The organism is Mesorhizobium sp. WSM4829, from assembly GCF_055811475.1.
Genome location: NZ_JBVVQJ010000002.1, coordinates 216,008 through 242,538, shown reverse-complemented (window position 1 = coordinate 242,538; position 26,531 = coordinate 216,008). Strand labels below are relative to the sequence as shown.

The window sequence follows — 26,531 nt, the reverse complement described above, 5'->3', positions numbered from 1 at the left end:
CCTTCCTCTTCAATCCCCCCTGATGCCGAGATCAAAGGCTCTTTCAAAATCATGAAATCGTCACTAGGATTTTCATTTGACGAAGTACATTCAGGTGACTCTTGCCCCTACCGTTTTCCGATCCGATCTGGCGGAAGCCGCCGGCGGCCCCTGCGTTCCGGTCGCTTTTTCCCGGCTGCCAGCGTACTGATGTCGTCATTGTCGGTGGCGGGATTCTCGGTCTGTCGACAGCCTTTTATGCAGCCCGGTTCGGCCTTGCCGTGCAGGTGCTGGAAGCCGGCGAAATCGGCCAAGGCGCATCGGGCCTGAATGGCGGTCAGGTTATCCCTGGCCTGAAAAATGATCCGGAATGGCTGCTGGAGCATTTTGGCCTTGAACGCGGTGAGATCCTCGTCAATTTTGCCGCCTCAACGGCGGACGCCGTCTTCGAATTGATCCGCGACGAGAAACTGGCGGTGCCGTTCGTCCGCAACGGCTGGATCCAGGCAGCGCACACCGAGACGGCGCTGGAGGCGGCGGCGAACAGGGATCGGCAGTGGCGGAACCGTGGCGCCGATGTCCGGCTTCTGAGCCAGACCGAGATCGCCGCGTTGACTGGCGCGCAGGGCTATCTCGGTGGCTGGCTCGACCGCCGGGCCGGCGTGATTGATCCGCTTGCCTATACGTCGGAACTGGCACGGATCGCCTCGGCCGCGGGCGTGAAGATCGCCGAACACCAGAAGGTGATGCGCCTCGATTACAACGCCGGCATTTGGCGCATCTCGACGGAGGGCGGCGCCGAATTGCAGGCCAAAGCGGTCATTCTGGCGACGAACGCCTATACCGGCGACCTGCTCCCCGGTCTCGCCGAGACAATCGTTCCGCTGCACTCCTTCCAGATCGCGACTTCACCGCTGCCGCCCGATCTGGCGGCCAGGATTCTACCGGAACGGCAAGCAGTGTCGGACTCACGTCGCATCCTCGTTTATTACCGCAAGAGTGCCGACGGGCGGCTGGTGCTCGGCGGGCGCGGCCGAATGGCGCTGCCGACCAGCGAAAGTGATTGGGCGCACCTCGAGCGCGCGCTGCTCCGGCTGTATCCGGCGCTATCCGGAGTCGCAATCGAAAAGCGCTGGTTTGGCCGGGTGGCGATGACGCCGGATCACCTCCCGCATATCCACGAGCCCCAGCAGGGCCTGATGGCCATGGTCGGCTGCCAGGGCCGTGGCGTCGGCCTGATGACCGCGCTTGGCGAGCGCATTGCTGGCTATCTGGCGAGCGGCGACGCCAGGCAATTGCCGTTCCCGGTCTCGCCGATCCGGCCGATCCCATTCCACGTCTTTCGGCAGGTCGGCGTCGCCGCGACGATCGCCTGGTATCGTATGCTGGATGCATTCGAGCGCTGATTTTATGCCGATGCAGGAATCAGCTTGACAGTTTCACGATTCTGAAAAAGTCTTATGTGATTTCAAATTTCGATGGGCAACCCCGATGTCGACCATCGTTGCAAGGCAGCCGCTGCCGGAGTCCCGGTCCTCGACGGGTTTCCGGTTGGCCATGCTGCTGCCGGGCGGGCTGGTCACCTTCTTCCTGATCCTGTTTGCCCTCGGCCTCGTGGTTTTCCTCGCCCTTCGCGGCAATGACGGTTCGCTGCTGGGCTACGGCTTCACTTTTGCGAATTTCATCACCGTGGCATCCGACCCGCTGTACTGGACGGTAACGCTGCGCTCGCTGGTCATTGCCGGCCTGGTGACGCTGGCGACGGTCGTCACCGCCTATCCCGTCGCCTACTACCTGGCCTTCCATGCCGGACGGCGGCGCGGGCTGCTGCTGTTTCTGGTGACGCTGCCGTTCTGGACCAGCTATCTCTTGCGCGTTTTCGCCTGGAAGATCGTGCTTGCCTACAATGGCGTGCTGAACTCGGCGCTCATCGAAAGCGGCATCTGGTCCGAACCGACACCGGCGTTTCTCAACACGCCGGCCGCCGTCGTCGTCACGCTGGCTCACGCCTATGCGCCGTTCGCCATCCTGCCTATCTATGTGGCGCTGGACACGATCCCGAAATCGCTGCTCGAAGCTGCTTCCGATCTCGGCGCCAGACCGTTCACCAGCTTTCGCCGCGTCGTGCTGCCGAATTCGATGCCGGGGGTGCTGGCGGCGGCTCTCGTCGTCTTCGTGCCGACGGTCGGCGATTATGTCACCCCGGCGCTGGTCGGCGGCCCTGCCAGCACCATGATCGGCTCGCTGATCCAGGCCCAGTTCGGCAAGGCAAATGACTGGCCGTTCGGCGCAGCACTCGCCGTTGCCGTCATGCTGGTCATCCTTGCCGTGGTGCTGGTCGTGCGTTCCGCCGACCGCAGGTTTGGCAGCCGCACATGAGCGCCGCGCACATAGACGCAAAGCAAGGTGGCCGCTGGCTCGGCGCCTACGTGCTTGTCTATCTGGTATTCCTCTATTTGCCGATCTCGCTGATCCCGCTGTTTTCCTTCAACGATTCGATCCAGGCGGCGTTTCCGCTGCAAGGCTTCACGTTTGAATGGTACACGACGCTGTCCGGCAATTCGGCGCTGTCCGGCGCCCTTGCCAACAGCCTGGTCATCGGTGCAATTGCCGCCACCGGTGCCACGCTCTGCGGCATCACCGTGTCTTACATGGATCTCTTCGGCCGTTCGCCGCTTGCCTTTACGATCAGCGCCATCGCGCGGCTGCCGATCCTGATCCCCGGCGTCATCGTCGGCATCTCGCTGCTGATCCTGGTCAACCTCATTGGCTTCGGGCCGTCACGCACCGCCATCGTGCTCGGCCACATATTGGTGGCGCTGCCGACGACGGTGGTGATCATGAAAAGCCGCTTCGCCGCTATCCCCAAGACCATCCACGAGGCGGCACTCGATCTCGGCGCCTCCGACTGGACGACATTCAGGCGGGTCATGCTGCCGCTCAGCCTGCCCGCCATTGTATCAGCGTTCATGCTGGCCTTCCTGACCTCATTCGACGAGTTCATCGTCGCCTTCTTCCTCGCCGGCACCGAACCGACCTTGCCGCTTTATATCTGGAGCCAGCTGCGTTTCCCGAAATCGCTGCCGACCGTCATGGCACTGGGCACAGCCATCCTGGCCGTGTCCTTCGTCATCGCGGCAATTGCCGAAATCCTGCGCCATCGCGGGCTCGCCGCCGCTCAGCGGCCAGTGCCCGCCAACCTGTCCAAACCAGAAGAAACCGAAAGAGGAGAACTGCAATGGCATTCGACCTGAAATCGATAAATCGCAAGACAGTCCAAGCCGGATTGGCAGCCTTCGCGCTGGCGCTTTCGTCGACCGTCGCGCTTGCGGCCGACAAGCTGCAATATTTCACCTGGTCGGGCTACGAACTTCCCGACTTCAACAAGAGCTTCCTCGCCGCACACCCCGATGGCGTCGAGGCCTCGATGTTCGGCGACGACGATGACGCCTTCACCAAGGTCAAGGCCGGTTTCCGTCCTGACGTCGCGCATCCCTGCTACGACAAGGTGGCGCGCTGGAACAAGGAAGGCCTGCTGCAGCCGATCGACACCAAGCGCATCAAGAACTGGGATTCGATCTTTCCGGTTTTCAAGAACCTGCCCGACCTGCAGGCCGGCGACGGCAAAGTCTGGATGGTGCCGTGGGACTGGGGCAACACCTCGATCCTTTACCGCACCGATCTGGTGAAGAACCCGGAGCCAAGCTGGAACCTTTTGTGGGACAAGCAATATGCCGGGCGCATGGCGACGATCGATGCCGTCCACGACACGCCGGTGGTGGCGGCGCTTCTCGCCGGTGTCAATCCGTTCGACATGACGCCGGAACAGATGGAAAAGGTGGCTGAAAAACTGCGCGAGCAGCGCCCGCTGCTCTCCAACTACACCACCGACATGACCTCGGTCGAACAGGCGCTGGCGAGCGGCCAGCTGGTCGCCGCCATGACCTGGAACGCGTCGGCCACCTCGCTGAAGAAGCAGGGCGTGCCGGTCGAGTTCATGAAGCCTAGGGAAGGCATGCTGACCTGGTCGTGCGGCTTCGTCATGCTCAAGGACGCCAAGAATGTCGACCTCGCCTATGATTTCATCAACAGCCGGCTGGAGACGGATTCGGGAAAATACCTGATTCAGACCTATGGTTACGGCAGCTCAAACAGCTCGGTCTTCGCTGCGGTGCCGAAGGAGGAACTGGAAAAGCTGCAACTGCCGTCCGATCCGGAAGTGATGCTGAAGACTACCGTCTTCACCGGGCCGATGAAACAGAATGACGAACTCGCCAAGATGTTCGAGAAGGTCAAGGCAGGCGGCTGAGTTCGCTCTTCCTTCCCCTTGTGGGAGAAGGTGGATCGGCGCGTAGCGTCGAGACGGTAGAGGGGTGCTGGACAGAATGCGGGGTTTGCCAAGCTGGAACACCCCTCATCCGTCCGAGCGGAGCCTGTCCTCGGGCTTGCCGGAGGCAAGACCCGTGGGCTCGGCCACCTTCTCCCACAGGGGGAGAAGGGAAAGTGCTGGCGAACGAGGAAGTATGCATGGATATACTGGACCAAGCGGCTGAAAAGCCGAAAGACGACGCCGATGTGCGGGTCGGCCGGCGCGTGCGGGCGCTTAGGCTGGAACGCAGTCTTTCGCTGGCCGATCTCGCAGCCAAGGCCGGCGTTTCGATCGGGGCGCTCAGCCAGATCGAGCGCGGCTTGTCCTCGCTTCGCGTCAAGGTGATCTGGCCGCTCGCCGCCGCTCTCGACATCGAGCCGTCGGCGCTGATTGCTGACGGCAACGATGCCGTCAGCGATCTCTATTGCGTGCGCGCCAACAGTCGGCGCCAGATCCCGGTGAAGTCGGAAGGCATCGCCAAGGCGCTGCTATCGCCGCCGGCCGCGACGCTCACCGGCATGCTGGTGACGGTAGAAGCCGGTGGCGGCACCGTCGAAGCCTACGCCCATCCCGGCCACGAATTCGGTTTCGTCCTGTCGGGCGAGGTCGAACTCGTGATCGATTCAACCACCTACGGGCTGAAGACCGGCGACAGCTTCGCCTTCAAAAGCACCTTGCTGCATGCCTTCCGCAATCCGGGCACCGAGCGCTGCCAGATCCTCTGGGTCAACACGACCAAAGCGTCCGAGGTCCGCGATGGCGCCTGATCCTCTCGTCCGGCTGGATGCGGTATCGAAGATTTTCCCCGGCGGCATCGTCGGTCTCGACGCCGTCGATCTCGACATCGCCCGCGGCGAGTTCCTGACCTTGCTCGGCCCATCTGGCTGCGGCAAGACCACTAGCCTGCGGGTGATCGCAGGATTTGAAAGCCCATCCAACGGACGGGTGCTGCTCGACGGCCGTGACATCACTTCGCTGCGGCCGTTCGACCGTCCCGTCAACACCGTGTTCCAGGACTATGCGTTGTTTCCGCACATGGACGTCGCCGAAAACGTCGGCTTCGGCCTGTCGCTGCGCAAGCTTTCCGGGGCAGAACAGGCAAAGCGCGTCGGCGAAGCGCTCGACATGGTTGGCCTTGCCGAGAAGCTCGGCGCCCGCGTGTCCGAATTGTCGGGCGGCCAGCGTCAGCGCGTCGCGCTTGCCCGTGCGATTGTCTGCGAACCACGTGTGCTGCTGCTCGACGAGCCGCTGTCGGCGCTCGATGCGCATCTGCGCGAACAGATGCAGGTCGAATTGAAGCGGCTGCAGTCGCGGCTCGGCACCACCTTCGTCATGGTCACCCACGACCAGACCGAGGCGCTGTCGATCTCCGACCGTATCGTCGTCATGAACAAGGGCCGCATCGAGCAGATTGCGCCGCCGGCCACGCTCTACGACCGGCCCGCCACCAAATTCGTCGCCAGTTTCATCGGCACGATGAACCTGCTGCAGTCGTGCTTTGTCGGCCGTGACGGCGATCGGTTGCGTTTCGCCGCCGGCGCCCTGCCGCTCGAAGCCACGTCGGAAACCGGCGAAGTGCCGGGAGAAGGCGCGGTGCGAACCATCGGAGTGCGTCCGGAGGATCTTTTGGCGGCGACCGAAGCAGCGACCGGCACCGCGCCGGTGCGGGTGAGCAGCATCGTCTTTCACGGCCGCACCTTGCGCCTGCACGCCGAATTGGGGCAGGGGATACCAGTGGTGATCGACGCGCCACGCCGGGCGGAAGGTTTTCAATTCAGCGTCGGCGACGTGGCGCATATCAGCCTGCGCCGCGGCGCTAACTGCCCTATGCTGCCCATCTGACCCTATCCTTCCAGAAAACCGGAGCACCACCCATGAGCAATCACTTGAACTTCTTCATCGACGGCAAATGGGTCGCGCCGGTGGTGCCGGCGACGCTGGATGTGATCGATCCGTCCACCGAAGAGGCCTACACCAAAATCTCCGTCGGCTCGAAGGCCGATGTGGATCGCGCCGTGGCGGCGGCCAAGGCGGCCTTTCCGGCCTTTTCGCAAACCAGCAAGGCCGAGCGCCTGAAGCTGCTGAAGCGCATCCTCGAAGTCTACAACGAGCGCTACGAGGACATCGCCCAGGCTGTCAGCCAGGAGATGGGCGCGCCGATCACCTGGGCGCGCGAGGCGCAGGCATGGGCGGGCAGGGCTCATATGGAGTCCACCATCAAGGCGCTGGAGGATTACGAATTCAGCGAGAAGCGCGGCGCCACCATGGTGGTCAAGGAGCCGATCGGCGTCTGCGCGCTGATCACACCGTGGAACTGGCCGCTTAACCAGATCGTCTGCAAGGTGGCGCCGGCGATCGCCGCCGGCTGCACGGTCGTGCTGAAGCCTTCCGAGATCGCGCCGATCAGCGGCATCGTCTTTTCGGAAGTGATGGAAGCGGCCGGCACGCCGAAGGGGGTCTACAACATGGTCAACGGCACCGGTCCGGATGTCGGACAGGTCATGGCCGGACATCCCGATGTCGACATGGTTTCCTTCACCGGCTCGACCCGGGCCGGCATCATCGTCGCCAAGACGGCGGCCGAGACGGTCAAGCGCGTAGCGCAGGAACTCGGCGGCAAATCGCCCAACATCGTGCTAGCCGATGCCGACTTCGAGAAGGCCGTGCGCAAGGGTGTCAACGCGTGTTTCGGCAATAGCGGTCAGTCCTGCGATGCGCCGACGCGCATGCTGGTGCCGGCCGCCCGCCACGATGAGGCGCTGGCGATCGCCAAGAAGGCGGCCGAGGCGCACAAGGTCGGCGATCCGCGCTCGGAAGACACCAGGCTCGGGCCGGTGGTCAGCAATATCCAGTTCGACAAGATCCAGCGGTTGATCGATGCCGGCATCGCCGAGGGTGCAACGCTGGTCACCGGCGGCCCTGGGCGGCCGGAGCATCTTAATCGCGGTTATTACGTGCGGCCGACCGTCTTCGGCCACGTCACGCCGGGCATGACCATCGAGCGGGAAGAAATTTTTGGGCCGGTGCTTTCGGTCATCTCCTATGATGACGACGATGACGCGGTGAAAATCGCCAACGACACCGTCTATGGCCTCGCCGCCTACGTGCAATCAGGGGATATCGACCACGCGCGAAAAGTCGCCGGCCGGCTGCGCGCCGGGCAGGTCTCGATCAACTATCCGGAGTGGGACACCTTCGCGCCGTTCGGCGGCTACAAGCAATCCGGCAACGGCCGCGAATATGCCGATTGGGCGATCCACGATTTCCTCGAGATCAAGGGCATCATCGGCTACGGCGCTTAGCCCATGACACCGAACAGCGCCCGCGCCTAAGAAGCACGCGCGCTGTAACGGGCTAACCGAGCTATTCGGCGGCTTCGCGGACAGGGATCAGGCGCCGCTCGACCTGCTGGAGATGCAGGCGCATCGCTGCCGCCGCGCCGCCGAGGTCACGCTCGGCGATCGCCTCGACGATCCGTTCATGGTCGGCGAAGCTGTGATGGTCTGCCGGGGGGCGGGCGCCTTCTGAACGGAGACGTCCCCAGACCACGGTGCGGCGCACGGCGTTCAGCACGTCGAACAGGCCGAGCAGCACATTGTTGCGGCTCGCCTGCGCAATCTGCCGGTGGAGCAGATTGTCGACATTCTCATATTGCCGCCACGTGACGGCCTCCCGCGTCTGCACCAGCGATTGCCGCATCGCGGCGATATCCGAAAGCGTGGCGTGCAGCGCCGCTTCGCGCGCAATCTCCGGCTCGAGGATGAGGCGCGCGCGCATCACGTCGGCCGGATTGGTGCGCCCGGCGATTTCCGAAATGCCGATCGTCTCCTCGACCGGCCCGCTGCCGACGAAGGTGCCCCTGCCGACGTGACGCCAGATGCGGCCGTCCTTCTCGAGAACCGCCAGCGCCTTGCGCAGATCGCCGCGCGATACGCCGAGGCTCTCCGACAGTTCCCGCTCGGCAGGCAGCCGCGTCTCACCGGCATGATCCATCTGGGCAAGATAGGCCTGCAGCTGAACCAGGGCGGCGTGGCCGCCATTACCGGGATCGTCCATCAATTTAACCAATCCGCATATGATTTTCCTCTGCCGGTGTTAAAACGATTAGTGGAAACCGTCAACTGCCGAGTTTTCTGGGCACACCCGTTCGATGCGGTGCAGTTTCTCCTTGACCAATCCGTCCCGTAGTCTTAACCAATCAAGGAAATGGTTACAAAAAACGGGAGGAATGACAATGGCCGGCGTGTCCAGACGTACCATCCTTGCCACCGCTTTCGCAGCGGCCCTGGCATGTGCAGCGCCCTTGTCGGCCGCAAATGCGGGCGACATGCGCATCGCATTCGGCGACCTTCCCGGGATCGAATCCATCCAGACGCTCGCCGCGATAGAGCGCGCCAAGGAGCGCGGCGTGAATGTCGAGCTCATTGTTCTCAATGACGAGGATCTGGCTGCCCAGGCCATTGTCGGCGGCCAGGCCGATGTCGGCATCGGCGCGCCCTATACGTTGATCCAGAAGGTGGGCGTGCCGATCCGCATTTTCGCGCAGATATCGACGCTGCGCTTCTTTCCCGTCGTCAACAGCGAATTCTACAAGGAATGGAAGGATCTCGACGGGCAGGAGGTCGCCGTGCAGGCGCGCGGCTCCGGCACCGAAGCGGTCATGCTGCTGATGGCGAAAAACCACGGCATCAAGCTCGGCAACATCAGCTATGTCCCGGGTTCCGAGGTTCGCCGCAATGCGCTGCTCCAGGGGACCATCAAGGCGTCGATCGTCGATGCCGCCAACAGGCGCGCGCTCGAGGCCGAAGCCCCCGGCAAGTTCATCGTTCTACCGGTCGAGGATCTCGGCGCCTCTGACGAAGCGCTTTTCGCGACCGCGGACTATCTGAAGAACAACGCCGCCGACGTCGACATCCTGGTCGAGGAACTGATGAAGACCGCGCGCGAGATCACCGCGAACCCCGCGGTCGCCGTCGAGCTTCGCAACAAATACAAACTGCTGCCGGATCTCGGCGCTGAAGGCGACAGCGAAATCACCGAATACTACAAGGAAACCGCGGAAGCCGGCAGTCTTGCGCTGAACGGCGGCGGAGCCGATGCGGCCAAGGACGACTTTGCCTTCTTCAGCCTTGCCGGCCAGATCGAAGGCGATCCCGCCAGCCTCAAGGTCGAGGACTTCTGGGATGTCTCCGCAATCGACCGCGCCGTCGCCAAGCTCGGCAAGAAATAGGCGGCCTGCCGGATGGCCGTAAGCATCAGAACCGACGGGGAGGCTGCCGACCTCGCTCCTCTTTCCAATCGCAGCGCAACGGGCGCATCGTGGGACCAGCCGGTCCTGCTCAGGCTGGTGTCGATCGCCCTGTTCGCGGGAATCTGGGAGGTGGCTGGGCGTATTCCCGTCAGCTTCGCTTTCCCGACCTTTTCCGATACGGTCGTCGCGTTCTTCGGACTGCTCGCCGACGGCAGCCTGGCGACCGCCTATCTTTCGACGCTGCAGCCGCTGGTGCTTGGCGTTGTCCTGTCGGCGTTCCTGGGTGTCGGCCTCGGCACGATCTGTGGCCTGTGGCGCACCGGCGAATGGCTGGTGATCCCCGTGTTCATCGTGCTTCAGGCAGCACCGGTCGCCGCCTTCATTCCGATGGTCACCTTTGTCTACGGAATAGGCATGACCGCCAAGACGCTCGCCGTCATGATCCTGGCGCTGCCGGTTATCGTGCTCAACACCTACAAGGCCGTGCGCAATGTCAACGAGTCGCTGCTGGTCATGTGCCGATCCTTCCTCGGCACCCGCTGGCAGACCGTCGCCAAGATCATCCTTCCGGACGCCAGCCCGGTGATTTTTGCCGGCTTGCGCCTCGGCGTCGCTGCCGGCTTCGTCGGCGTGGTGCTCGCCGAACTGCTGATCACTCCGACCGGCATCGGCGACCTCATCACCTTCCACCGCTCGCGCGCCGACTACGCCGAGATGTACGCAACAATCGCCTCGATCATTGCGCTTTCCACCCTGACGCTCGTCTTTCTGCAGTGGGTGGAAGTCCGCGTTTTCAGGCCCGAGAGCAGAGGTGCTTAAGATGGGCGCGACCGCATTGCGAAATGGACCGTCGCCGGTTCCCGCACCGATCGATTCAATCGTGGAAGTGAGGGGAATCTCCAAGACCTACGGCAATGTCGAGGCGCTGCGCGGCATCGATCTCGACTTCCCCAGGGGCAAGCTGACCAGTCTTCTCGGACCCAGCGGTTGCGGAAAGACGACGCTGCTGAAGATCATAGCGGGGCTGATACGGGCCGATGGCGGCACCGTCGCGATCAACGGCAAGCACGTCACCGCACCCGGCCCCGAACGCGCTTTCGTATTCCAGGATTTTGCGCTGATGCCGTGGGCGACGGTGATGCGCAACGTGGCCTTCGGACTTGAGTTGCGCGGCACCAACAAGGCCGAGCGCGAAGCGATCGCCCGACGCTACATCGCCGAGGTGGGTCTCGCCGGCTTCGAGGACAAATACCCGCACGAACTGTCGGGCGGCATGCGCCAGCGCGTCGGCCTGGCGCGCGCCTTGTCGGTCGATGCCGACGTCCTGCTGCTCGATGAACCGTTTTCGGCGGTCGACGAGCAGAACCGGCGGAAATTCCAGGAAGACCTGATCCGGCTGCGCACCAACCAGAACAAGACCTTCATCTTCGTGACGCACTCGATCGAGGAAGCGGTCTACATCTCCGACCGCATCGTCTTGCTGTCGCCGAGACCCGGCCGGGTTTCGCAGATCATCGAACCGGAAATCGATCGCTCCGGCGACCCCGAGCGCATCCATCGCGACAGGCACTATCTCGATACTGTCGAGGAGATCTGGCAGGGGCTGAAGCAGTATGTGGAGTGACCGGCCGTGACCTTGTTTGGCTACCGTGTGCCCATGATGGCGTCCCTGCTGGTCTGGTGCGTCGTATGGGAAATCGTCGGCCGGCTCGACCTTGTCTTTCTGCTGCCGCCGTTTAGCGACGTGCTGGTTGCAGCGGTCAGCCTGGTGCAGACGCCGTCCTGGCAGAGCGCGACAGTCACGACCCTTCGCGCCTTCGCGACGGGCATGGCCCTGTCGATCGTGGTCGGCGTGCCATTGGGTATCCTGATGGGACGCGTCAAGATCGCCGACGACCTGCTCGGCATGTGGGTCAACATCTTTTCAAGCGCACCGCTCTCGGCGATCGTCCCGGTGCTGATGATCCTGTTCGGCTTCGGCGAGAAGACGATCGTTGCGGCGGTGTTCCTGTTTGCGATCTGGATCATCGTTCTCGACACCCGCGCCGGGGTCCGTCATATCTCGCCGTCGCTGATCGAGATGGCGCGTTCCTACGGCGCCTCGCGCCCGGCGCTCTATGGCAAGATCATCCTTTGGGCGGCACTTCCGGAAATCCTTGCCGGCATTCGCCTCGGCCTCATCCGCGGCGTCAAGGGCGTCGTCATCGGCCAGTTGCTCGTCGCCATCGTCGGCTACGGTGCGCTGTTCGAAACCTTCTCGCGAAATTTCCGCATGGCCGAATTCTGGGCCTTGACCATCATCCTTTTTGCCTTCGCCCTGCTGATCGCCGAACTGATCGAACGGGCTGAAGCCAAGGTCGAATATTACGCAGGAGCAAGACAGTGAACATGCACGGCACGACTTCAAGCTATGTCATCGAACCAACCGCAATCCCGAGCATCCCGGTGGCGGGAACCGACAAGATGTTTCCGGTGCACCGGGTCTATTGCGTCGGGCGGAACTATGCCGCGCATGCCGTCGAGATGGGACACGACCCCGACAGGGAGCCGCCATTCTTCTTCCAGAAGAATCCCGACAACCTCGATACGACAGGAGAATTTCCGTACCCTCCGGCCTCTAACGATGTTCATCACGAGATCGAAATGGTCGTGGCGCTGAAGAGCGGCGGTACCGACATCCCGGTCGAAAAGGCTCTGGACTGCGTGTTCGGTTATGGCGTAGGTCTCGATATGACGCGGCGCGACCTGCAAGGGAAGGCGAAGGACATGGGCCGTCCATGGGAGGTCGGCAAGGCCTTCGAGGCATCGGCGCCATGCACGCCATTGGTTCCGGCAAGCTCGACCGGCCATCCCAGCCAGGGCGCGATCTGGCTGGACGTCAATGGTCAGCGAAAGCAGACCGGCGACCTCAACCAGATGATTTGGAAGGTTCCGGAAATGATCAGCTATCTGTCAGGTCTGTTCACGCTGAAGCCGGGGGACATCATTCTTTCCGGCACGCCGGCGGGCGTCGGCGCGGTCGTGCGCGGTGACGTTCTTCGCGGTCATATCGATGGCGTCGGCGACCTAGAGGTTCGCGTTGTCTGAAGCAGCCTCGATCATTGAACGGCTTGCCGCCGGAGCCGACGATGCGCCGGCGATTTCGGCACCCGACAGGATCACGCTCACGCATGGCGGACTGCGCCGCCTGATCTCCGAAACGGCAGCGCAACTGCATGCACTGGGGCTCGGCCGTGGCGACCGGGTGGCCATCGTGCTGCCGAACGGGCCGGAGATGGCGACGGCCTTTGTCGCAGTGGCGGCGGCGGCGTCGACGGCGCCGCTCAATCCGGCCTACCGGGCCGACGAGCTCGATTTCTATCTGTCCGACATCGGCGCCAAAGCGATCCTCGTCGCCGAAGACGAAAGCGGCCCGGCGGTGACCGTGGCCGAGCGCCTCGGCATAGCGGTGCTCAGGCTCACGGCACTGCGTGACGCGCCAGCCGGCAGCTTTGAGATCAAGGGCAAACCGGTTGGTCCGTCTGTTTCGCCAGGCTTGGCTGAGGACGGCGACATCGCGCTGTTGCTGCACACGTCCGGCACCACGTCACGACCCAAGCTGGTGCCGCTCAGCCACGCCAATCTCGCCGCCTCGGCCACTCATATCGGCGCGACGCTCGGCCTGACATCAGGCGATCGCTGCCTCAACATCATGCCGCTGTTCCACATCCATGGGCTGATCGCGGCGGTGCTGTCCTCGCTCGCCGCCGGCGGCAGCGTCTTCTGCACGCCGGGCTTCAACGCGCTGCGCTTCTTCCATTGGCTGGGCGAGGCGCGGCCGAGCTGGTACACGGCGGTGCCGACCATGCATCAGGCGATACTGCCGCGCGCAACGCGCAATGCCGATGCATTGGCGGCGGCGCCCTTACGCTTCATCCGCTCGTCCTCGGCATCGCTGCCGCCGCAAGTGATGGCCGAGCTTGAGGCGACTTTCGGCTGCCCGGTGATCGAATCCTATGGCATGACCGAGGCCGCGCACCAGATGGCTTCGAACCGGCTGCCGCCGGGCCAGCGCAAGCCGGGCAGCGTCGGCGCCGCCGCCGGACCGGAGGTGGCGGTGATGGCGCCGGACGGGCGATTGCTGAAGCCCGGTGACACCGGCGAGATCGTCATTCGCGGGCCTAATGTCACCGCGGGCTACGAGAACAATCCGGACGCCAATGCCACGGCTTTTGCGCATGGCTGGTTTCATACCGGCGACCAGGGCGTGCTCGACGACGACTTCTATCTGCGCGTCACCGGCCGGCTCAAGGAGATCATCAACCGCGGCGGCGAGAAGATCTCGCCGCTCGAGGTCGACGACGTGCTGATGGATCATCCGGCGGTGGCGCAGGTCGTCACCTTCGCCACGCCGCACGACAAGCTCGGCGAGGAGGTCGCGGCTGCAATCGTGCTGCGCGAGGGCATGGCTGCGACAGAAGGCGAAATCCGCAGCTTTGCCGCGACACGGCTTGCCGACTTCAAGGTGCCGCGCATTGTCCTGATCCTGGACGAAATCCCGAAGGGCGCGACCGGAAAGCTGCAGCGCATCGGCCTCGCGACCAAACTCGGTCTTGCAAAACCTGGGCTGGGATAATGCGGATCAGCATTTTTGGCGCCGGCGCGATCGGCGGCTATCTCGCGGCCAAGCTTGCCATGGCCGGCCGCGTCGATCTGTCGATCGTGGCGCGCGGCGCGCATCTCGACGCGATCAGGGCAAACGGGCTTCGCCTGATCGAAGACGGTCATGAATCCGTCGCCTCGGTCAGGGCCGCCGCGCAGGCGCAAGAGCTAGGCGTCCAGGACTATGTCGTGCTGGCGCTCAAGGCCCATTCGGTTGCGCCAGCGCTCGACCAGATCGCGCCGCTGCTGGGCGAGGGGACGGCCGTCGTGACCATGCAGAATGGCGTGCCGTGGTGGTATTTCCACAGCATCGGCGGGCCGCTCGAAGGCACGCGGTTGCAAGCGGTGGATCCCGGCGGGGTGATCTGGGACCGGCTTGGGCCGGATCGCGTCATCGGCTCGGTCGTCTATCCCGCGGCCGAGGTGGATGCGCCCGGCCTGGTCCGCCATATCGAGGGAAAGCGGTTCTCGCTCGGCGAGCCCTCGGGCGAGAAGAGCGAGCGTGTCACCCGGCTTGCCGAGGAGATGGTCGCAGCCGGGCTGCAGGCGCCGGTTCGCGACGACATCCGCAGCGAGATCTGGGTGAAGCTGTGGGGCAATCTCTCCTTCAACCCGATTTCCGCGCTGACCGGCAGCACGCTTGCGGCAATCGCTGCCGACGAGGCCACCCGCGCGCTTGCCCGCACCATGATGCTGGAGTCGCAGGCGATCGGCGAAAGCCTCGGCGTTCGTTTCCCGATCTCGGTCGACCGCCGCATCAAGGGTGCCGGCGACGTCGGCGAGCACAAGACCTCGATGCTGCAGGATCTGGAGCGTGGCCGGCCGATGGAGATCGATGCGCTGGTGACGGCGGTCCAGGAGCTTGGCCGGCTGACCGGCCAGCCGACGCCGACCATCGACAGCGTGCTGGCGCTGGTGCGCCGCCTCGCCATCGAGCGCGGCTGCTATTGATGTACCAATCGTGAAGTTGCCGCCTCGCTCTCCCCGGGCGAACGAGTACAGATGTATCGGCAGAGATCTGGATCGCATGGCTATTGATCGTCGCATCACAAGTGCTTCAGCGGTCAAGGCTGGCGCGCAATACTCATCCTGACAACAATTGTCAGCTGTCGAGCGGACCGCCGGTGGCAGGTTAGCAAACGGTTCCCTACTTGGAACGCGTCTGAACAGGAGGAACACGCATGACTACGGCGGAAATTGCCAAGGAATTCACAGAGCTGCTCAAGCAAGGTCAGAACAAAGCTGCGGCTGAGAAGTTCAATGCCGATGACATCGTCAGTTACGAAGCGATGGAAGGGCCGATGGCGGTCTGCAATGGCAAGGAGGCCGTGAAGCAGAAGGGCCAGTGGTGGGAGGAGAACAACGAAGTTCATGACGGCTCGGTCGAGGGCCCATATGTCAACGGCGACCAGTTCGCAGTGCGCTTCAGGTTTGACATAACGCCCAAGGCTACAGGCGAGCGTGTCAGCATGGATGAGGTTGGTCTGTACACGGTCAAGAACGGCAAAATTGCCGAAGAGCGCTTCTATTATTGAGGCTGAAACCGGATTTCGGAAGCTCTGTCACTCGCTGCATCGTTGGTGATCAGGCATGGCGGCCAGGACGATGCCCTGGCCGCCATGTGAGCAAGCTCAAATCCCCTTCACATATGGCCGCTGGCAATGCTTGAACGGTGGTTTACGGTGCGGCAGATTCGATGAGCGACCAGCCCGAGGGCCAAAATATTGACGATCACCATGTACGGCATCACCAATTGCGACACGATCAAAAAGGCGCGCATCTGGCTGGAAAGCCACGATGTCGCCTATCGTTTTCACGACTACAGGGTCGAGGGGCTGGAGGCGGATAGGCTCGACGGCTGGTCCGGCAAGGTCGGCTGGGAAACCCTGCTCAACAAGTCGAGCACGACGTTTCGCGAACTGTCGGACACGGACAGGCTGAGCCTCGACGAGAGGAAGGTCAAGGCGCTGATGCTGGCCAAACCGACGATGATCAAGCGGCCGGTCCTCGATCTCGGCGATCGTATCCTCGTCGGCTTCAAGCCTGATGTCTATCAGCAGGCGCTGGGTGGGTTGAAGTAGCCGGACGGGATGCTTTTCACGCTCCGGTTCGCCAGGCGAATCGGGTCGCGGAAAAGACCTTGGCCTGCCTGGCCGAGAGCGCGTCCCACGCTGCGCGGCAGCCGGGGTCGGGCTCGATTGTCTCGGCGATGCTCGTCATCGCATCCGCAGCCTCGGCAAAACCCTCGAACCATCCGATGCCGACCGCCGCGCTGATCGCTGCGCCGAGCGACGAGGCTTCGGCATTGTGACCCTTATGGATCGCGATCCCGGTTGCGTCCGCGATCATCTTTGTCCAAAGCCTGCTGTTGGCGCCGCCGCCGATCGCCACCATTTGCGCCGGCGAAAGACCATGGCTGCGCATCTCTTCGAGAGCCCGGGCGGTTTGCAGCGTCATTGCCTCGAGCCCTGCACGATAAAAATGACCGAGCGTGTGCGAGGGGTGCATGCCGATGAAGCTGGCGCGTGCGCTCGGATCCCAGTGCGGGTCCATGCAGCCGACCAGGGTGGTGCCGGCGAGAAGTCCGTCCGAGCCGATCGGCACGGCCGCCGCTTCCCTTTCGAGGCGGTCGAAGATCGCCGAATCGGAGCGCCCGCCGGCAAACATGTCGACGAACCAGTTGACGAAATAGACACCCGCCCGCTGCACGGCCTCGAGGAAATAGCCATCGCCGGTTGGCGAGGTCATGGTGCGCCAGAAGGCGCCGACCACCGGTTCTGGCGACCAGATTCCCGCGATGATCGCGGTTCCGAGATTGAGATAGACGACGCCGTCGCGCATGGCATTGACGCCGAGCCCGGCGCATTGCCCATCGCCGCCGGCGGCAATCACCGGGGTTCCTTCCGAAAGGCCGGTTGCGGCGGCTGCGGCGGCATGAACGGTCCCGACTCGCGTGCCGGACCGCACCGCATTGGGAAGTTGCGACGGTTTGATGCCCAGATGATCGAGGATCGGCTGCGACCATGCCTTGCGCGAGATGTCGAAGAGACCGAACGGATCGGCGCTGGTCCAGCTCGCGCTTGGCGTTCCCGTCAGTCTCAGCGTCAGATAGCCATGCACGTCGAGGATTTTGTTCGCCTGGTCCAACCGTTCCGGCTCGTTCTCGCGCAGCCATTTCAGGCGATAGACGACCGGCGTCACGTCGATCGGCTTGCCGGTGATCTGGTGCAGCCGCTCACGGCCGATCTCCGCCGCGAAACGGTCGACCAGCCCGGCGGCGCGTTCGTCGAGCCACAGGCTCGCGGGTCCGATCGGCGCGCCGGCGCCGTCGATGAGGGCAACGGTCTCGCGCTGGTTGGAGATCGCAATCCCGGCGATGCGTGTCGCGTCGACCGCGTCGACAAGCTGTCGCAGCGCCGCTGTTGCGGCCCGCCACCAGTCGGTGACCTCCTGCTCGACATAGTCCGGCCTCGGCTTCATCAGTTCGAGCGGCGCCCGGCCTTCCGCCACGGCTCGTCCGTCCCGGCTCCAGGCAATCGCCTTGCAGGATTGGGTGGAACTGTCGAGGCCGACGACAAGAGGTCCGTCGCTGCTGCCCATGATTGTCCTCCCGAGACGATGAGTTCCACCGATGCTGGTTACCGGCTATTCCAAGAGACTGTTCGCGGTGGCCATGTCGGTGACAAAATGTGTCGCATATCCGCCGCCGAGCCCGGCCCTGATCGCCGCCATCTTGCGGGCGCCACCGGCGGCGCAGATGCGGACCGGCACCGCTTTCAGTTCGTCGAGTGTGATGCCGACGGTGCGTCCGTCGAGCGGCGTTGCGAAAGGGGCTCCCTGAGCGTCGATGAACCGCCCGATGATGACCCCGAGCGCGCCCTGCTCGATCATGCCGGCAAGTGCGGCGGCATCCGATATCCCGGCTCGGGCATAGGTGCTCTCCGGCCCGATATCGCCGATCCCGAAGATGACTTTGCCGGCGGCATGGATCATGCGGAACTGGTTGACGAGCATCGGCTCCTGCATGAGTTGGTCGTGCAGTTCGTCGGTGGAGACGATCGCCGGGGCAAGCAGGTTGATGCAGCGGGCGCCGAGCCGATTGGCCATCAGCGAGGTGCAGAATTCCGGCGAGAAATCGCTGGTGCCGATCGAGCTTCCCGAGAGCTGGACGACGGTGAGGTTCCGGTCATGCAGTAGTCGTGGGATCGAGCGGGCGGCAGCGAGCACCGTTTTTCCCCAGGCAACGCCGATCGTGTCGCCCGGATCGACCATCGACGCCAGCAACCGTCCTGCCGCTTCGCCGATGCGGCGGTCGGCATCGTTGGGATCGAGGTCGGGGATAACCGCGGCGCCGCGAAGCCCGTATTTTTCCATGAGACGCCGCGAGGTCAAGGTGCGGGCAAAAGCGTCGTGGTCGACCTGCACGGCGACAAGTCCGCTTTCGCGCGCCTCTTGCAGATAGTGCACCACGCTCGCCCTGGAGACGTTCATGACCTTGGCCACGTCGCTCTGGTTGAGCTGGTCGACATAGTAGAGCCAGGCAGCCCACGCTACCGCGCTGTCGAATTCGGGCGGCAGTGCCGAGAGCCCAGATGGTCGGACTACGTCGATGTCGGCGTTGGCATTCATGTCCCTTTTTCCGCAGGTTTGCAGAACGAAGTCAAGCGTCGCGGGCAAATGCTTGACAAAAGACAGTGATAGGTGACTATTGTTTATAACACCAACGCTCCTGCGCCTCGATTACAGGGTCGCCAGCATGAGGACGTCATGACCAATCCGGCAGCCGGATCCTGGACGGCATTGATCGACGACATTCTGGACGGGCGCTGGACCAACCCGGAGACCGGTGAAAAGGCCGTGGTGCCGTATGACCGGATTGTCATCGAAGAAAGCCTCGACGGGCGGGCGGTCGATCTCGTTTCGGAGCTCGATCTGGGCGAGCGGTTCACGGTCGTTGCGGATGCCGCCACCTATGAGGCGCTTGGCCAACGCGTTGCGCGCGAACTGAAGACGCTCGGCCCCGTCGATGTGGTGATCCTGGATCACCCACATGCCGACATGGCCAATGTCGAGAGCCTCGCCGTCAAACTCGCCGATGCAGACGCCGTGGTCGCGGTCGGTTCCGGGACGATCAACGATCTCTGCAAGTTCGTCACCGGAAGGAATGGACGGCGCTATTGCGTGTTCGGAACGGCCGGTTCGATGAACGGCTACACATCGACGACTGCGTCGATCACACTTGAAAGCGGCCTGAAGGTATCGCTGCCTTCCCACGCGCCATCAGGCTTTTTCGTCGATCTTGGCGTCTCCGCTGCCGCCCCGACCTATCTATCGGCGGCGGGGTTCGGTGACTGCCTTTGCCGCTCGGTCGCCCAGATCGACTGGTGGATGTCGCACCGCCTGCTTGGCACTGCCTACCATCAGGTCCCGTTTCTCATCCAGGAAAAGGATGAGACGGCGCTCAACCAGCGTGCCGGAAATCTTGCCGAACACGACATCGAGGCCAATGGCTACCTCTATCGCGTGCTGACGCTCTGCGGTCTCGGAATTTCCTTCACCGGCGTCTCCAATCACGGTTCCATGGGCGAGCATCAAATATCGCACTACATCGACTGTTTCGCCGGCGAGCGTCACCCCGGCACGCTGCACGGCACCCAGGTCGGCGTCGCTTCGCTCACCATGGCGCGATTGCAGCAGGCAATGCTTGCAAGCGACAAGCCGCCGTTGGTGAAGGCGACGAAGATCGATCCTGACGACATGATCCGTCGCATGGGCCCGGCTGTCGCCGCACAATGTCTCGACGAACTGAACAAGAAGGCCTTCGACGAGACTTCCGCCGCGGCATTCAACGAGCGGCTGCAGGAGCTCTGGCCGACACTCAGGCAGGAGCTCAAGCAATTCATGGTGCCTGTCGACGAGATGCAGCGCCTGCTGAAATCGACCGGCGGGCCGATTTCAGCGGCCGAATTGGGCACGCCCGCCGATTTCTATCGCGAAGCCGTCGTTCATTGCCGGGAGATGCGCAATCGCTTCTCGTTCCTCGACATTGCTGCGGATGCAGGAATGCTGGAGGATTTTGCGCGTGGGGAAGCCTGACCGGATGCGCGACCTCGCCGAATTCGGACCCGAAACTGCATCGCGCATTCGCGGCGTCTTCTGCGATATCGACGACACCTTGACCACCGAGGGTCGTCTTCCGGCCGACGCCTACCGTGCGCTCGAACGCCTGCACGAGGCGGGCCTTGTCGTTGCTCCCATTACCGGGAGGCCGGCAGGCTGGTGCGACATGATTGCCCGGTTCTGGCCGGTCACCGGCGTGGTCGGCGAAAATGGCGCTTTTTACTTCGCTTATGATCAGGCAACGCGAAAGATGATCCGGGTTTTCGCGGCAAGCGCTGACGAACGCCGGGAAAACAGGCGCAGGCTCACCGAACTGGAAAAGCGCATTGTCCAGGAGGTGCCGGGTTCGGCAGTATCCGCCGACCAGCAATATCGCGAAGCCGACCTGGCCATCGACTTTTGCGAGGATGTTCCGGCGCTGCCGCTGTCCGATGCCAGGCGCATCAAGCAGATTTTCGAGGAGGCCGGCGCTGTCGCCAAGATTTCGTCGATCCATGTGAACGGCTGGTTTGGCCGATACGACAAGCTGGCGATGACGCGCCGCTTTGCAAGCGAGAGGCTGGGAACCGATCTCGATGCTGAAAGGCAGGCCTATGCTTTCGTTGGAGACAGCCCGAACGACGCCCCGATGTTCGGGTTCTTTCCGAACGCGTTCGGGGTCGCGAATGTGGTGGATTTCCAGGGACAGATCGACGCCGAACCCGCTTTCGTCGCCAGGTCGCGGGGTGGCCGCGGCTTCGTCGAGATTGCCGATATGATCCTGGCGAACCGGAGGTCGGGATTGGGCTGATCGGCGGGCGCGAAAAATGCGGACTGCAAAAGGCGCAAAAAAGGATGTTCTGCAGGCGATGGAACCGAACCAGGGACGGCTTAGGCAAGCGGGCGCAATGCGCCAGGCAACATCGCACGGCAGCTTCGGCTGCCGCCGCAACCCCGGCCGGTCACAGCGAACTGCCCGTCCCCTGGTCGGTGATGAGGCCGGTGAAGAATCCCTTTTCCAGGAGCTTGGTCATGATGCCGACCTTGTTCTTTCCGCCGGAAACGAGGATGCGCTTGGGAATGTTCAGCGTGTCGCGAGGATAGACCCCGACAATGCGCTCGTTGACGGGATGGTCGATGAGTTCGGCGTCCCGGTCGAAGAAATAGCCGAGAAAGTTCCCGATCGGCTTCAGTCTCAGGACATCGTCGAATTCCTCGTCGGTCATGTAACCGACGCTTCGCAGCGTCGAACTGGTTGTGCCGCCGACGCTCATCAGCGCAAGGTCGGCGTTCAGCGCCTTCTGGATAACCTCGCGCGCGCTCGGTTGCTGCAGGATCGTCTCACGGCTTTCACGGCTGTCGCAGATGATGGGTCCGGGGAGATAATAGGATTCGGCCTGGGTGCGCTGGGCAAAGACGGCGGCCGCGTCGTATTTGTCGATCGACGACCGGCGCGACAGCGAGCCGAGAAGCGGTACGACGGTAACGTTTCTGAGCGCCACCGGCTCGATGTTGGAAGCGAGCCATCGCATGGTTCGGCCCCACGCCATGGCGACCGTCATGTCGTCCCTGAGCAGCGTCTCGACGGTCTGCGCGGCATAGATGCCGATCACTTCGGAGAGCCCGAGTTCCGACCCGGTGTCATCAGGTGTGACGCTGCATATGTCGAGCCGGTACTTCCGCCTGAGCTGTTCTTCCATTTCGAGCGCCTGGGACGTCCCGGCATTGATGCGGATCGAGACGATGCCGCGCTCCTTCGCCTCGGCCAGCAGCCTGTGGATCTTGGTGCGGTTGATCTGCAGCCGCTCGGCGATGGCCTGCTGCGTTTCGCCCAGCACGAAATACTGATGGGCAACCCGTGCCAGCAGACCGATCGACGTCATGAGGGTCCTCCGATGCTTGTGGCGCACCCATCCGAATGCCGCTGTAGCCGGCCAACAAGTGCTTGCCACAGACAAGGCGACGATATAGCATTTGAACAAATGCACAAGATATGAACATTTGTGCATCGCAAAACGAAGCGGTTCGGGAGGAACGCGTGCGGGTTGCCCAAGCCAGACGTTTCGTCATTTCGGATCACCCGCTGCCTTGGCTGCTGCCGCTGGTGGCGATCCTCCTTGTCTTCACCGTGTATCCCCTCATCTACAACATCTGGCTGAGCTTCCATGAGTTCGTCCCGCGCCGGCGGGCGCTCGAATTCGTCGGAACGGAAAACTGGGTGCAGCTGTGGAACGACACGCGGTTCTGGCAGTCGCTCGTCATCACATTCACCTATTTCGCCATCGCGCTGGTGTTCGAGCTGGTGCTCGGCATGGCGATCGCGCTGCTCCTCGACAGCGACGGCTTCGGTTTCGGATTCCTGCGCGGCGTGCTGACGATGACGCTCGTCATCCCGCCGGCCATTGTCGGCATGATGTATCTGCTGATGGAGGATCCGCAGTTCGGCGTGATCAGCTATCTCCTGCAGTCGATCGGACTGCTCAATTCGAACAACCCCATCCTCGCCACCGCGTCGACCGCGCTTGCCGGCGTTCTCGTCGCGGAAATCTGGCAGTGGACGCCGTTCATGGTGCTCATCTTCCTCGCCGGTCTCAGGGCGCTGCCGCCGGAGCCTTACGAGGCCGCGATGATCGACGGCGCGTCGTCGTTCCAGATCTTCCGGCGCATCACCTTGCCGATGATGTCGAAGGTGATCGCCATCGCCGTGCTGGTCCGCGGCATCGATCTGTTCCGGGTCTTCGACTACGTCTTCGTCATGACCTCCGGCGGGCCGGGAGCGTCGACCTACTCGCTGTCCCTCTATGCATGGCAGCAGACGTTCAGCTTCGTAAAATGGGGCTATGGAGCCACGCTCAGCCTCGTCACCCTGGTGATCATCCTCGTCATTGCCAACCTCTTCATCCGTATCGCCAAGGTGAGGTGGTAGAATGAACGGCTCCTTCTCGACCCGCATGCTTCGCACCATCGCCGCCTGGGTTGTGGTCGCGATCTTCTTCTTTCCGATCTACTACTGGACGTCGGTGGCGTTCAAACACGGCAACGACATCTTCAACCGGCCGCCGAAACTGTTCGCCTTCACGCCGACCTTCGACAATTTCCAGAAGGTGTTCGGGATTTCGCTGGGCAGCGGCGGCATCACCGTGACGCCGGGCGGCGGCAATTTCTACATGGCGCCCCGCGTCTGGGATTCGATCGTCATCGCGACGCTGTCGACCGTGCTCGCTGTCGCCATCGCCACGCTTGCCGCCTATGCCCTGTCGCGCATGAACTTCCGCGGCCGGCACAGTTTCGTCGGCTGGGTGTTGTCGACGCGCATGATGCCGCCCGTCGCGGTCGCGGTGCCGATGTTCTTCATCTACAAGAATTTCGGTCTCATCGACACCTATACCGGCATGGTGCTGATCCACGCGCTGATGAACCTGCCGCTCGCCGTCCTCCTGATGAAGAGCTTCTTCGACGACATTCCCTCCGAGATCGACGAGAGCGCCATCGTCGACGGCGCCAGCCGCTTCATGATTTTTCGCAGGATCGTGCTGCCGATGGCCAAGGGCGGCATCGCCGCCACGGCGGTGCTCTGCTTCATCTTCAGCTGGACCGAATTCCTCTTCGCGCTGACCCTGACCACCACGTCGGTCAAGACCGTGCCTGTCGTCTCGTCGACCTTCGTCACCTCGATCGGCACCGCCTGGGGCAACATGGCCGCGCTTGGCGCCGCATCCATCATTCCCGCATTCATCTTCATTCTGTTGGTTCAGAAGCACCTCGTGCGCGGTCTCACGATGGGATCGTTGAAACAATAGATGGGAGGCTCGAATTCGCAGCCTTGTGAAAATCGCGAATTAAACCGGAGGAGTAGACAATGAAAGACAGCATCAGAAAGGCGCATCTTGCTTCTGTCACCGACCGCTTCGTTCGCGGACAGATGGACCGCCGCTCGTTTCTTCGCGCAGCAGGCATTCTCGGCCTCGGCGCCGGCGCGCTCGGCATGGGTTTTGGACGACGTCCGTTCTACGGCATCAGCCAGGCATCGGCCCAGGAACAGGAACTGAAGCCCAGCGCCGAAATCACCAAATGGCTCTCGGATGTCGGCAAGCCGTTTGCCGGAACGACGCTTCGTCTCGCCACCGAATCGACGCCGCCGTCGAATGCCATCGCCACGCAGCTCAAGCAGTATTTCGAGGAGGCTACCGGCATCAAGGTCGAGATCGAAGTGCTGCCGCTCGAGCAGGTGCTGCAGAAGCTGACGCTCGACGTCGCCTCGAGCCTTGGCACCTACGACCTCTACTATATCGACCAGAGCTGGGCGGCGAGCTTCAGCCAGGACGTCTTCGATCCGCGCGAGCAGCTCAAGAACGCCGACCTGGCAATGCCGAACTACAACATCGACGACTTCCTGAAGCCGCTCGTCGACGGTATCGCCATGTACGAGGACCGCATGGTCGGCGTACCCTACGACATCCCGATCTTCATCATGCAGTACCGCAAGGACGTCTGGGACGAGCTCAAGCTGCCGCCTCCGGCGACGCTGGACGATTTGCTGAAGGCGTCTGCGGCGATCACCGACGCCAAGGGCCCGAACATGTACGGCACCAGCGGCCAGATGAAATCGGGCCATTACAGCCTCGAATGCGATTGGACGGCGTGGCTTTGGGGCCATGGCGGTTCGATTTTCGGCCCCGACGGCAAGTTCACCGGCAATGACGACGCCGGCTTGGCCGCCATGGCCTACTGGGACAAGCTCAAGAAGACGATGCCGCCCGGCGTCGACGGCTGGACATGGGATGGCGAGGGCCAGTCGGTCGGCCAGGGCGTCGCCGCCTCGATGCTGTCCTGGGGCGAGTTCTTCCCGTTCTTCGACGATCCCAAGGCCTCCAAGGTCTCCGGCCTGATGGAAGCGATGGTTCCGCCGAAACCTGCCGCGACGCTTCGCACCGTCGAGCAGACCGGATTCGGCGAAATTCCGGGCGTTGGTCACCAGGGCGGTTCTTCGCTCGCCGTATCGAAATACTCGAAGAGCCCGGACGCCGCTTGGATTTTCATGCAGTGGGCGACCTCAGCCGATACTCAGGCGCTGATAACGGTTCTGGGCGGCGGTACCGGGCCAACGCGCACCAGCGTCTATGACGATCCGCGCGTGCTGGCCAATGCGCGTGTCGGCGCCGGCACGACCCGCCACTTGCCGGTCGTGCGCGACACCATCGCCAACTACATGGGATCCGAGCCCGACCTGCCGGCATGGGCAGAACTCTCGAGCGACATGATCCCGGTTGCGCTGGGCAAATACTTCGCCGGCCAGTCGGGCTCGGCCAAGGAGTCGCTCGACGCCCTGAAAACCCAGGTCGACGATCTCGTCGCCAAGGGCTGAGTCTTCCCCCGGGCTGGCTGCCCGAAGGCCGCCAGCCCGGGGTATCGACAATTTTCGATTGAGGAAAGCCATGGCTGGAAAACAGCTCGTAGCAGTGACAGGAGCCAGTTCTGGTATCGGCGAGGCGGTCGCCAAGGCGTTTTCCCGCGCCGGCCACCCTGTTTTGATGATGGCCCGCCGTCTGGAGCGCATGGAGGCGCTGAACCTGCCCGACAGCATGGCCCGGCAGGTCGATGTCCGCGACCGCGCCGCGATCGCGGCTGCCGTGAAGGAGGCGGAAGCCGAATACGGACCGGTCGACATGCTGTTTGCCAATGCCGGCATTGCGCGGCTCGCCGACATAGGCCGCCAGCCGCCCGAGGAATGGGACGAGATGATCGACATCAACACCAAAGGCGTGCTGAATTCGGTCCACGCCGTGATGTCGGGCATGATGGAGCGCCGTCATGGAACGCTGTTCATGATGAGTTCGATCGCCGGCCGAAAAATCTATCCGGACCATACCGTTTACTGCGGCACGAAATTCTTCGTTCACGCCGTGTCGGAATCGCTGCGCGACTATCTTTCCGACTACGACGTCCGCGTCGTCGTGCTTTCGCCCGGGGTGATCGAAACCGAGGTTCTGAGCGGCGTCCTCGATCCGCAGACACTCGCCAACTACAAGGCCAACAAGCTCAAGATCGGCGGCGGCATCGGCCCGGAGCACGTCGCTGACCTCATGCTGCACACCTACCAGCTGCCACAAAACGCTCTCGTGCAGGAAATCGTCATCACGCCGACCAGGCAGAAATACTGACGACCCTGACCCGGGCGTCTGGAGACAGAGA

Annotated in this window: 26 protein-coding genes; 22 read left to right on the top strand and 4 right to left on the bottom strand. The window is 63.0% G+C overall.

Going from position 1 to position 26,531, the window contains the following annotated elements:
• The first annotated feature begins 101 nt into the window (after positions 1-101).
• From AC0L17_RS03490 to AC0L17_RS03460, 7 genes are all read left to right on the top strand, one after another.
• The gene (locus tag AC0L17_RS03490; RefSeq protein ID WP_473514776.1) at positions 102-1,385 is read left to right on the top strand and encodes an NAD(P)/FAD-dependent oxidoreductase; all 1,284 of its coding nucleotides are present in this window, start codon (positions 102-104) and stop codon (positions 1,383-1,385) included.
• 85 nt (positions 1,386-1,470) lie between these two features.
• Positions 1,471-2,358 (top strand): ABC transporter permease, encoded by an 888-nt coding sequence (locus AC0L17_RS03485; protein WP_473514775.1) that lies wholly within the window; start codon positions 1,471-1,473, stop codon positions 2,356-2,358.
• Positions 2,355-3,233, top strand: a complete 879-nt coding sequence (locus tag AC0L17_RS03480; protein WP_473514774.1) for an ABC transporter permease — start codon at positions 2,355-2,357, stop codon at positions 3,231-3,233. The genes AC0L17_RS03485 and AC0L17_RS03480 overlap by 4 nt, the downstream gene beginning before the upstream one ends.
• Positions 3,218-4,288, top strand: coding sequence for an ABC transporter substrate-binding protein (locus tag AC0L17_RS03475; protein WP_473514773.1), 1,071 nt, complete (start codon positions 3,218-3,220; stop codon positions 4,286-4,288). The genes AC0L17_RS03480 and AC0L17_RS03475 overlap by 16 nt, the downstream gene beginning before the upstream one ends.
• A 218-nt stretch (positions 4,289-4,506) precedes the next feature.
• A complete protein-coding gene (locus tag AC0L17_RS03470; RefSeq protein WP_473514772.1) occupies positions 4,507-5,115 on the top strand; it encodes a cupin domain-containing protein in 609 nt (202 codons plus the stop codon).
• Positions 5,105-6,190, top strand: coding sequence for an ABC transporter ATP-binding protein (locus AC0L17_RS03465; protein ID WP_473514771.1), 1,086 nt, complete (start codon positions 5,105-5,107; stop codon positions 6,188-6,190). The genes AC0L17_RS03470 and AC0L17_RS03465 overlap by 11 nt, the downstream gene beginning before the upstream one ends.
• A gap of 32 nt (positions 6,191-6,222) precedes the next feature.
• On the top strand, positions 6,223-7,650 hold the full coding sequence (locus tag AC0L17_RS03460; protein WP_473514770.1) for an aldehyde dehydrogenase family protein: 1,428 nt from the start codon (positions 6,223-6,225) through the stop codon (positions 7,648-7,650).
• A gap of 61 nt (positions 7,651-7,711) precedes the next feature.
• On the opposite strand, the gene AC0L17_RS03455 is transcribed toward AC0L17_RS03460, so the two are convergent.
• Complete coding sequence (locus AC0L17_RS03455; protein WP_023799437.1) at positions 7,712-8,404, bottom strand: FadR/GntR family transcriptional regulator; 693 nt, start codon at positions 8,402-8,404, stop codon at positions 7,712-7,714.
• 178 nt (positions 8,405-8,582) lie between these two features.
• Here AC0L17_RS03455 and AC0L17_RS03450 point away from each other — a divergent pair, with 178 nt between their 5' ends.
• The 9 genes from AC0L17_RS03450 (at position 8,583) to AC0L17_RS03410 (ending at position 16,321) form a co-directional block, all read left to right on the top strand.
• The gene (locus tag AC0L17_RS03450; protein ID WP_473514769.1) at positions 8,583-9,578 is read left to right on the top strand and encodes an ABC transporter substrate-binding protein; all 996 of its coding nucleotides are present in this window, start codon (positions 8,583-8,585) and stop codon (positions 9,576-9,578) included.
• 12 nt (positions 9,579-9,590) lie between these two features.
• Entirely contained in the window at positions 9,591-10,418 is an 828-nt protein-coding gene (locus AC0L17_RS03445) for an ABC transporter permease (protein WP_473514768.1), read from the top strand.
• Position 10,419: 1 nt separating this feature from the next.
• Positions 10,420-11,223, top strand: coding sequence for an ABC transporter ATP-binding protein (locus AC0L17_RS03440; protein WP_473514767.1), 804 nt, complete (start codon positions 10,420-10,422; stop codon positions 11,221-11,223).
• 6 nt (positions 11,224-11,229) lie between these two features.
• Positions 11,230-11,985 carry an ABC transporter permease gene (locus tag AC0L17_RS03435; protein WP_473514766.1) on the top strand — a complete coding sequence of 252 codons (756 nt, stop codon included), beginning with the start codon at positions 11,230-11,232 and terminating at the stop codon, positions 11,983-11,985.
• A gap of 2 nt (positions 11,986-11,987) precedes the next feature.
• Positions 11,988-12,686, top strand: a complete 699-nt coding sequence (locus AC0L17_RS03430) for a fumarylacetoacetate hydrolase family protein (RefSeq protein ID WP_473494468.1) — start codon at positions 11,988-11,990, stop codon at positions 12,684-12,686.
• Positions 12,679-14,214, top strand: coding sequence for an acyl--CoA ligase (locus AC0L17_RS03425; protein WP_473514765.1), 1,536 nt, complete (start codon positions 12,679-12,681; stop codon positions 14,212-14,214). The genes AC0L17_RS03430 and AC0L17_RS03425 overlap by 8 nt, the downstream gene beginning before the upstream one ends.
• Positions 14,214-15,191 (top strand): 2-dehydropantoate 2-reductase, encoded by a 978-nt coding sequence (locus AC0L17_RS03420; protein ID WP_473514764.1) that lies wholly within the window; start codon positions 14,214-14,216, stop codon positions 15,189-15,191. The genes AC0L17_RS03425 and AC0L17_RS03420 overlap by 1 nt, the downstream gene beginning before the upstream one ends.
• Before the next feature lie 230 nt (positions 15,192-15,421).
• Positions 15,422-15,775 carry a SnoaL-like domain-containing protein gene (locus tag AC0L17_RS03415; RefSeq protein WP_473514763.1) on the top strand — a complete coding sequence of 118 codons (354 nt, stop codon included), beginning with the start codon at positions 15,422-15,424 and terminating at the stop codon, positions 15,773-15,775.
• Between the two features lie 189 nt (positions 15,776-15,964).
• Positions 15,965-16,321: an ArsC family reductase gene (locus AC0L17_RS03410; protein ID WP_473514762.1), complete on the top strand. Its 357-nt coding sequence runs from the start codon at positions 15,965-15,967 to the stop codon at positions 16,319-16,321.
• A gap of 16 nt (positions 16,322-16,337) precedes the next feature.
• On the opposite strand, the gene AC0L17_RS03405 is transcribed toward AC0L17_RS03410, so the two are convergent.
• Together AC0L17_RS03405 and AC0L17_RS03400 are read right to left on the bottom strand one after the other, a co-directional pair.
• Positions 16,338-17,840 carry a xylulokinase gene (locus AC0L17_RS03405; RefSeq protein WP_473514761.1) on the bottom strand — a complete coding sequence of 501 codons (1,503 nt, stop codon included), beginning with the start codon at positions 17,838-17,840 and terminating at the stop codon, positions 16,338-16,340.
• 45 nt (positions 17,841-17,885) lie between these two features.
• Positions 17,886-18,869 (bottom strand): sugar-binding transcriptional regulator, encoded by a 984-nt coding sequence (locus tag AC0L17_RS03400; protein WP_473514760.1) that lies wholly within the window; start codon positions 18,867-18,869, stop codon positions 17,886-17,888.
• Positions 18,870-19,007: 138 nt separating this feature from the next.
• Here AC0L17_RS03400 and AC0L17_RS03395 point away from each other — a divergent pair, with 138 nt between their 5' ends.
• Complete coding sequence (locus AC0L17_RS03395) at positions 19,008-20,336, top strand: sn-glycerol-1-phosphate dehydrogenase (protein WP_473514759.1); 1,329 nt, start codon at positions 19,008-19,010, stop codon at positions 20,334-20,336.
• 4 nt (positions 20,337-20,340) lie between these two features.
• Positions 20,341-21,150, top strand: a complete 810-nt coding sequence (locus AC0L17_RS03390; protein WP_128245667.1) for an HAD-IIB family hydrolase — start codon at positions 20,341-20,343, stop codon at positions 21,148-21,150.
• A 151-nt stretch (positions 21,151-21,301) separates the two neighbouring features.
• On the opposite strand, the gene AC0L17_RS03385 is transcribed toward AC0L17_RS03390, so the two are convergent.
• A complete protein-coding gene (locus tag AC0L17_RS03385) occupies positions 21,302-22,222 on the bottom strand; it encodes a sugar-binding transcriptional regulator (RefSeq protein WP_287213783.1) in 921 nt (306 codons plus the stop codon).
• Positions 22,223-22,377: 155 nt separating this feature from the next.
• On the opposite strand from AC0L17_RS03385, the gene AC0L17_RS03380 reads away from it, so the two are divergent.
• From AC0L17_RS03380 to AC0L17_RS03365, 4 genes are all read left to right on the top strand, one after another.
• Positions 22,378-23,265, top strand: coding sequence for a carbohydrate ABC transporter permease (locus AC0L17_RS03380; protein ID WP_128179817.1), 888 nt, complete (start codon positions 22,378-22,380; stop codon positions 23,263-23,265).
• A gap of 1 nt (position 23,266) precedes the next feature.
• Entirely contained in the window at positions 23,267-24,139 is an 873-nt protein-coding gene (locus AC0L17_RS03375) for a carbohydrate ABC transporter permease (RefSeq protein ID WP_077381408.1), read from the top strand.
• Positions 24,140-24,198: 59 nt separating this feature from the next.
• The gene (locus tag AC0L17_RS03370) at positions 24,199-25,704 is read left to right on the top strand and encodes an ABC transporter substrate-binding protein (RefSeq protein WP_473514758.1); all 1,506 of its coding nucleotides are present in this window, start codon (positions 24,199-24,201) and stop codon (positions 25,702-25,704) included.
• A 70-nt stretch (positions 25,705-25,774) separates the two neighbouring features.
• Complete coding sequence (locus tag AC0L17_RS03365; protein WP_091596091.1) at positions 25,775-26,500, top strand: SDR family oxidoreductase; 726 nt, start codon at positions 25,775-25,777, stop codon at positions 26,498-26,500.
• Positions 26,501-26,531: the final 31 nt, after the last annotated feature.

Excerpts from the sequence above, each read along its gene's own strand:
- AC0L17_RS03375 (WP_077381408.1), top strand. The coding sequence starts at position 23,267 with ATGAACGGCTCCTTCTCGACCCGCATGCTTCGCACCATCGCCGCCTGG.
- AC0L17_RS03405 (WP_473514761.1), bottom strand. The coding sequence starts at position 17,840 with ATGGGCAGCAGCGACGGACCTCTTGTCGTCGGCCTCGACAGTTCCACC.
- AC0L17_RS03390 (WP_128245667.1), top strand. The coding sequence starts at position 20,341 with ATGCGCGACCTCGCCGAATTCGGACCCGAAACTGCATCGCGCATTCGC.
- AC0L17_RS03455 (WP_023799437.1), bottom strand. The coding sequence starts at position 8,404 with ATGGACGATCCCGGTAATGGCGGCCACGCCGCCCTGGTTCAGCTGCAG.
- AC0L17_RS03395 (WP_473514759.1), top strand. The coding sequence starts at position 19,008 with ATGACCAATCCGGCAGCCGGATCCTGGACGGCATTGATCGACGACATT.
- AC0L17_RS03440 (WP_473514767.1), top strand. The coding sequence starts at position 10,420 with ATGGGCGCGACCGCATTGCGAAATGGACCGTCGCCGGTTCCCGCACCG.
- AC0L17_RS03365 (WP_091596091.1), top strand. The coding sequence starts at position 25,775 with ATGGCTGGAAAACAGCTCGTAGCAGTGACAGGAGCCAGTTCTGGTATC.
- AC0L17_RS03485 (WP_473514775.1), top strand. The coding sequence starts at position 1,471 with ATGTCGACCATCGTTGCAAGGCAGCCGCTGCCGGAGTCCCGGTCCTCG.
- AC0L17_RS03450 (WP_473514769.1), top strand. The coding sequence starts at position 8,583 with ATGGCCGGCGTGTCCAGACGTACCATCCTTGCCACCGCTTTCGCAGCG.
- AC0L17_RS03415 (WP_473514763.1), top strand. The coding sequence starts at position 15,422 with ATGACTACGGCGGAAATTGCCAAGGAATTCACAGAGCTGCTCAAGCAA.
- AC0L17_RS03475 (WP_473514773.1), top strand. The coding sequence starts at position 3,218 with ATGGCATTCGACCTGAAATCGATAAATCGCAAGACAGTCCAAGCCGGA.
- AC0L17_RS03400 (WP_473514760.1), bottom strand. The coding sequence starts at position 18,869 with ATGAATGCCAACGCCGACATCGACGTAGTCCGACCATCTGGGCTCTCG.
- AC0L17_RS03430 (WP_473494468.1), top strand. The coding sequence starts at position 11,988 with ATGCACGGCACGACTTCAAGCTATGTCATCGAACCAACCGCAATCCCG.
- AC0L17_RS03445 (WP_473514768.1), top strand. The coding sequence starts at position 9,591 with ATGGCCGTAAGCATCAGAACCGACGGGGAGGCTGCCGACCTCGCTCCT.
- AC0L17_RS03370 (WP_473514758.1), top strand. The coding sequence starts at position 24,199 with ATGAAAGACAGCATCAGAAAGGCGCATCTTGCTTCTGTCACCGACCGC.
- AC0L17_RS03470 (WP_473514772.1), top strand. The coding sequence starts at position 4,507 with ATGGATATACTGGACCAAGCGGCTGAAAAGCCGAAAGACGACGCCGAT.
- AC0L17_RS03385 (WP_287213783.1), bottom strand. The coding sequence starts at position 22,222 with ATGACGTCGATCGGTCTGCTGGCACGGGTTGCCCATCAGTATTTCGTG.
- AC0L17_RS03465 (WP_473514771.1), top strand. The coding sequence starts at position 5,105 with ATGGCGCCTGATCCTCTCGTCCGGCTGGATGCGGTATCGAAGATTTTC.
- AC0L17_RS03420 (WP_473514764.1), top strand. The coding sequence starts at position 14,214 with ATGCGGATCAGCATTTTTGGCGCCGGCGCGATCGGCGGCTATCTCGCG.
- AC0L17_RS03480 (WP_473514774.1), top strand. The coding sequence starts at position 2,355 with ATGAGCGCCGCGCACATAGACGCAAAGCAAGGTGGCCGCTGGCTCGGC.
- AC0L17_RS03460 (WP_473514770.1), top strand. The coding sequence starts at position 6,223 with ATGAGCAATCACTTGAACTTCTTCATCGACGGCAAATGGGTCGCGCCG.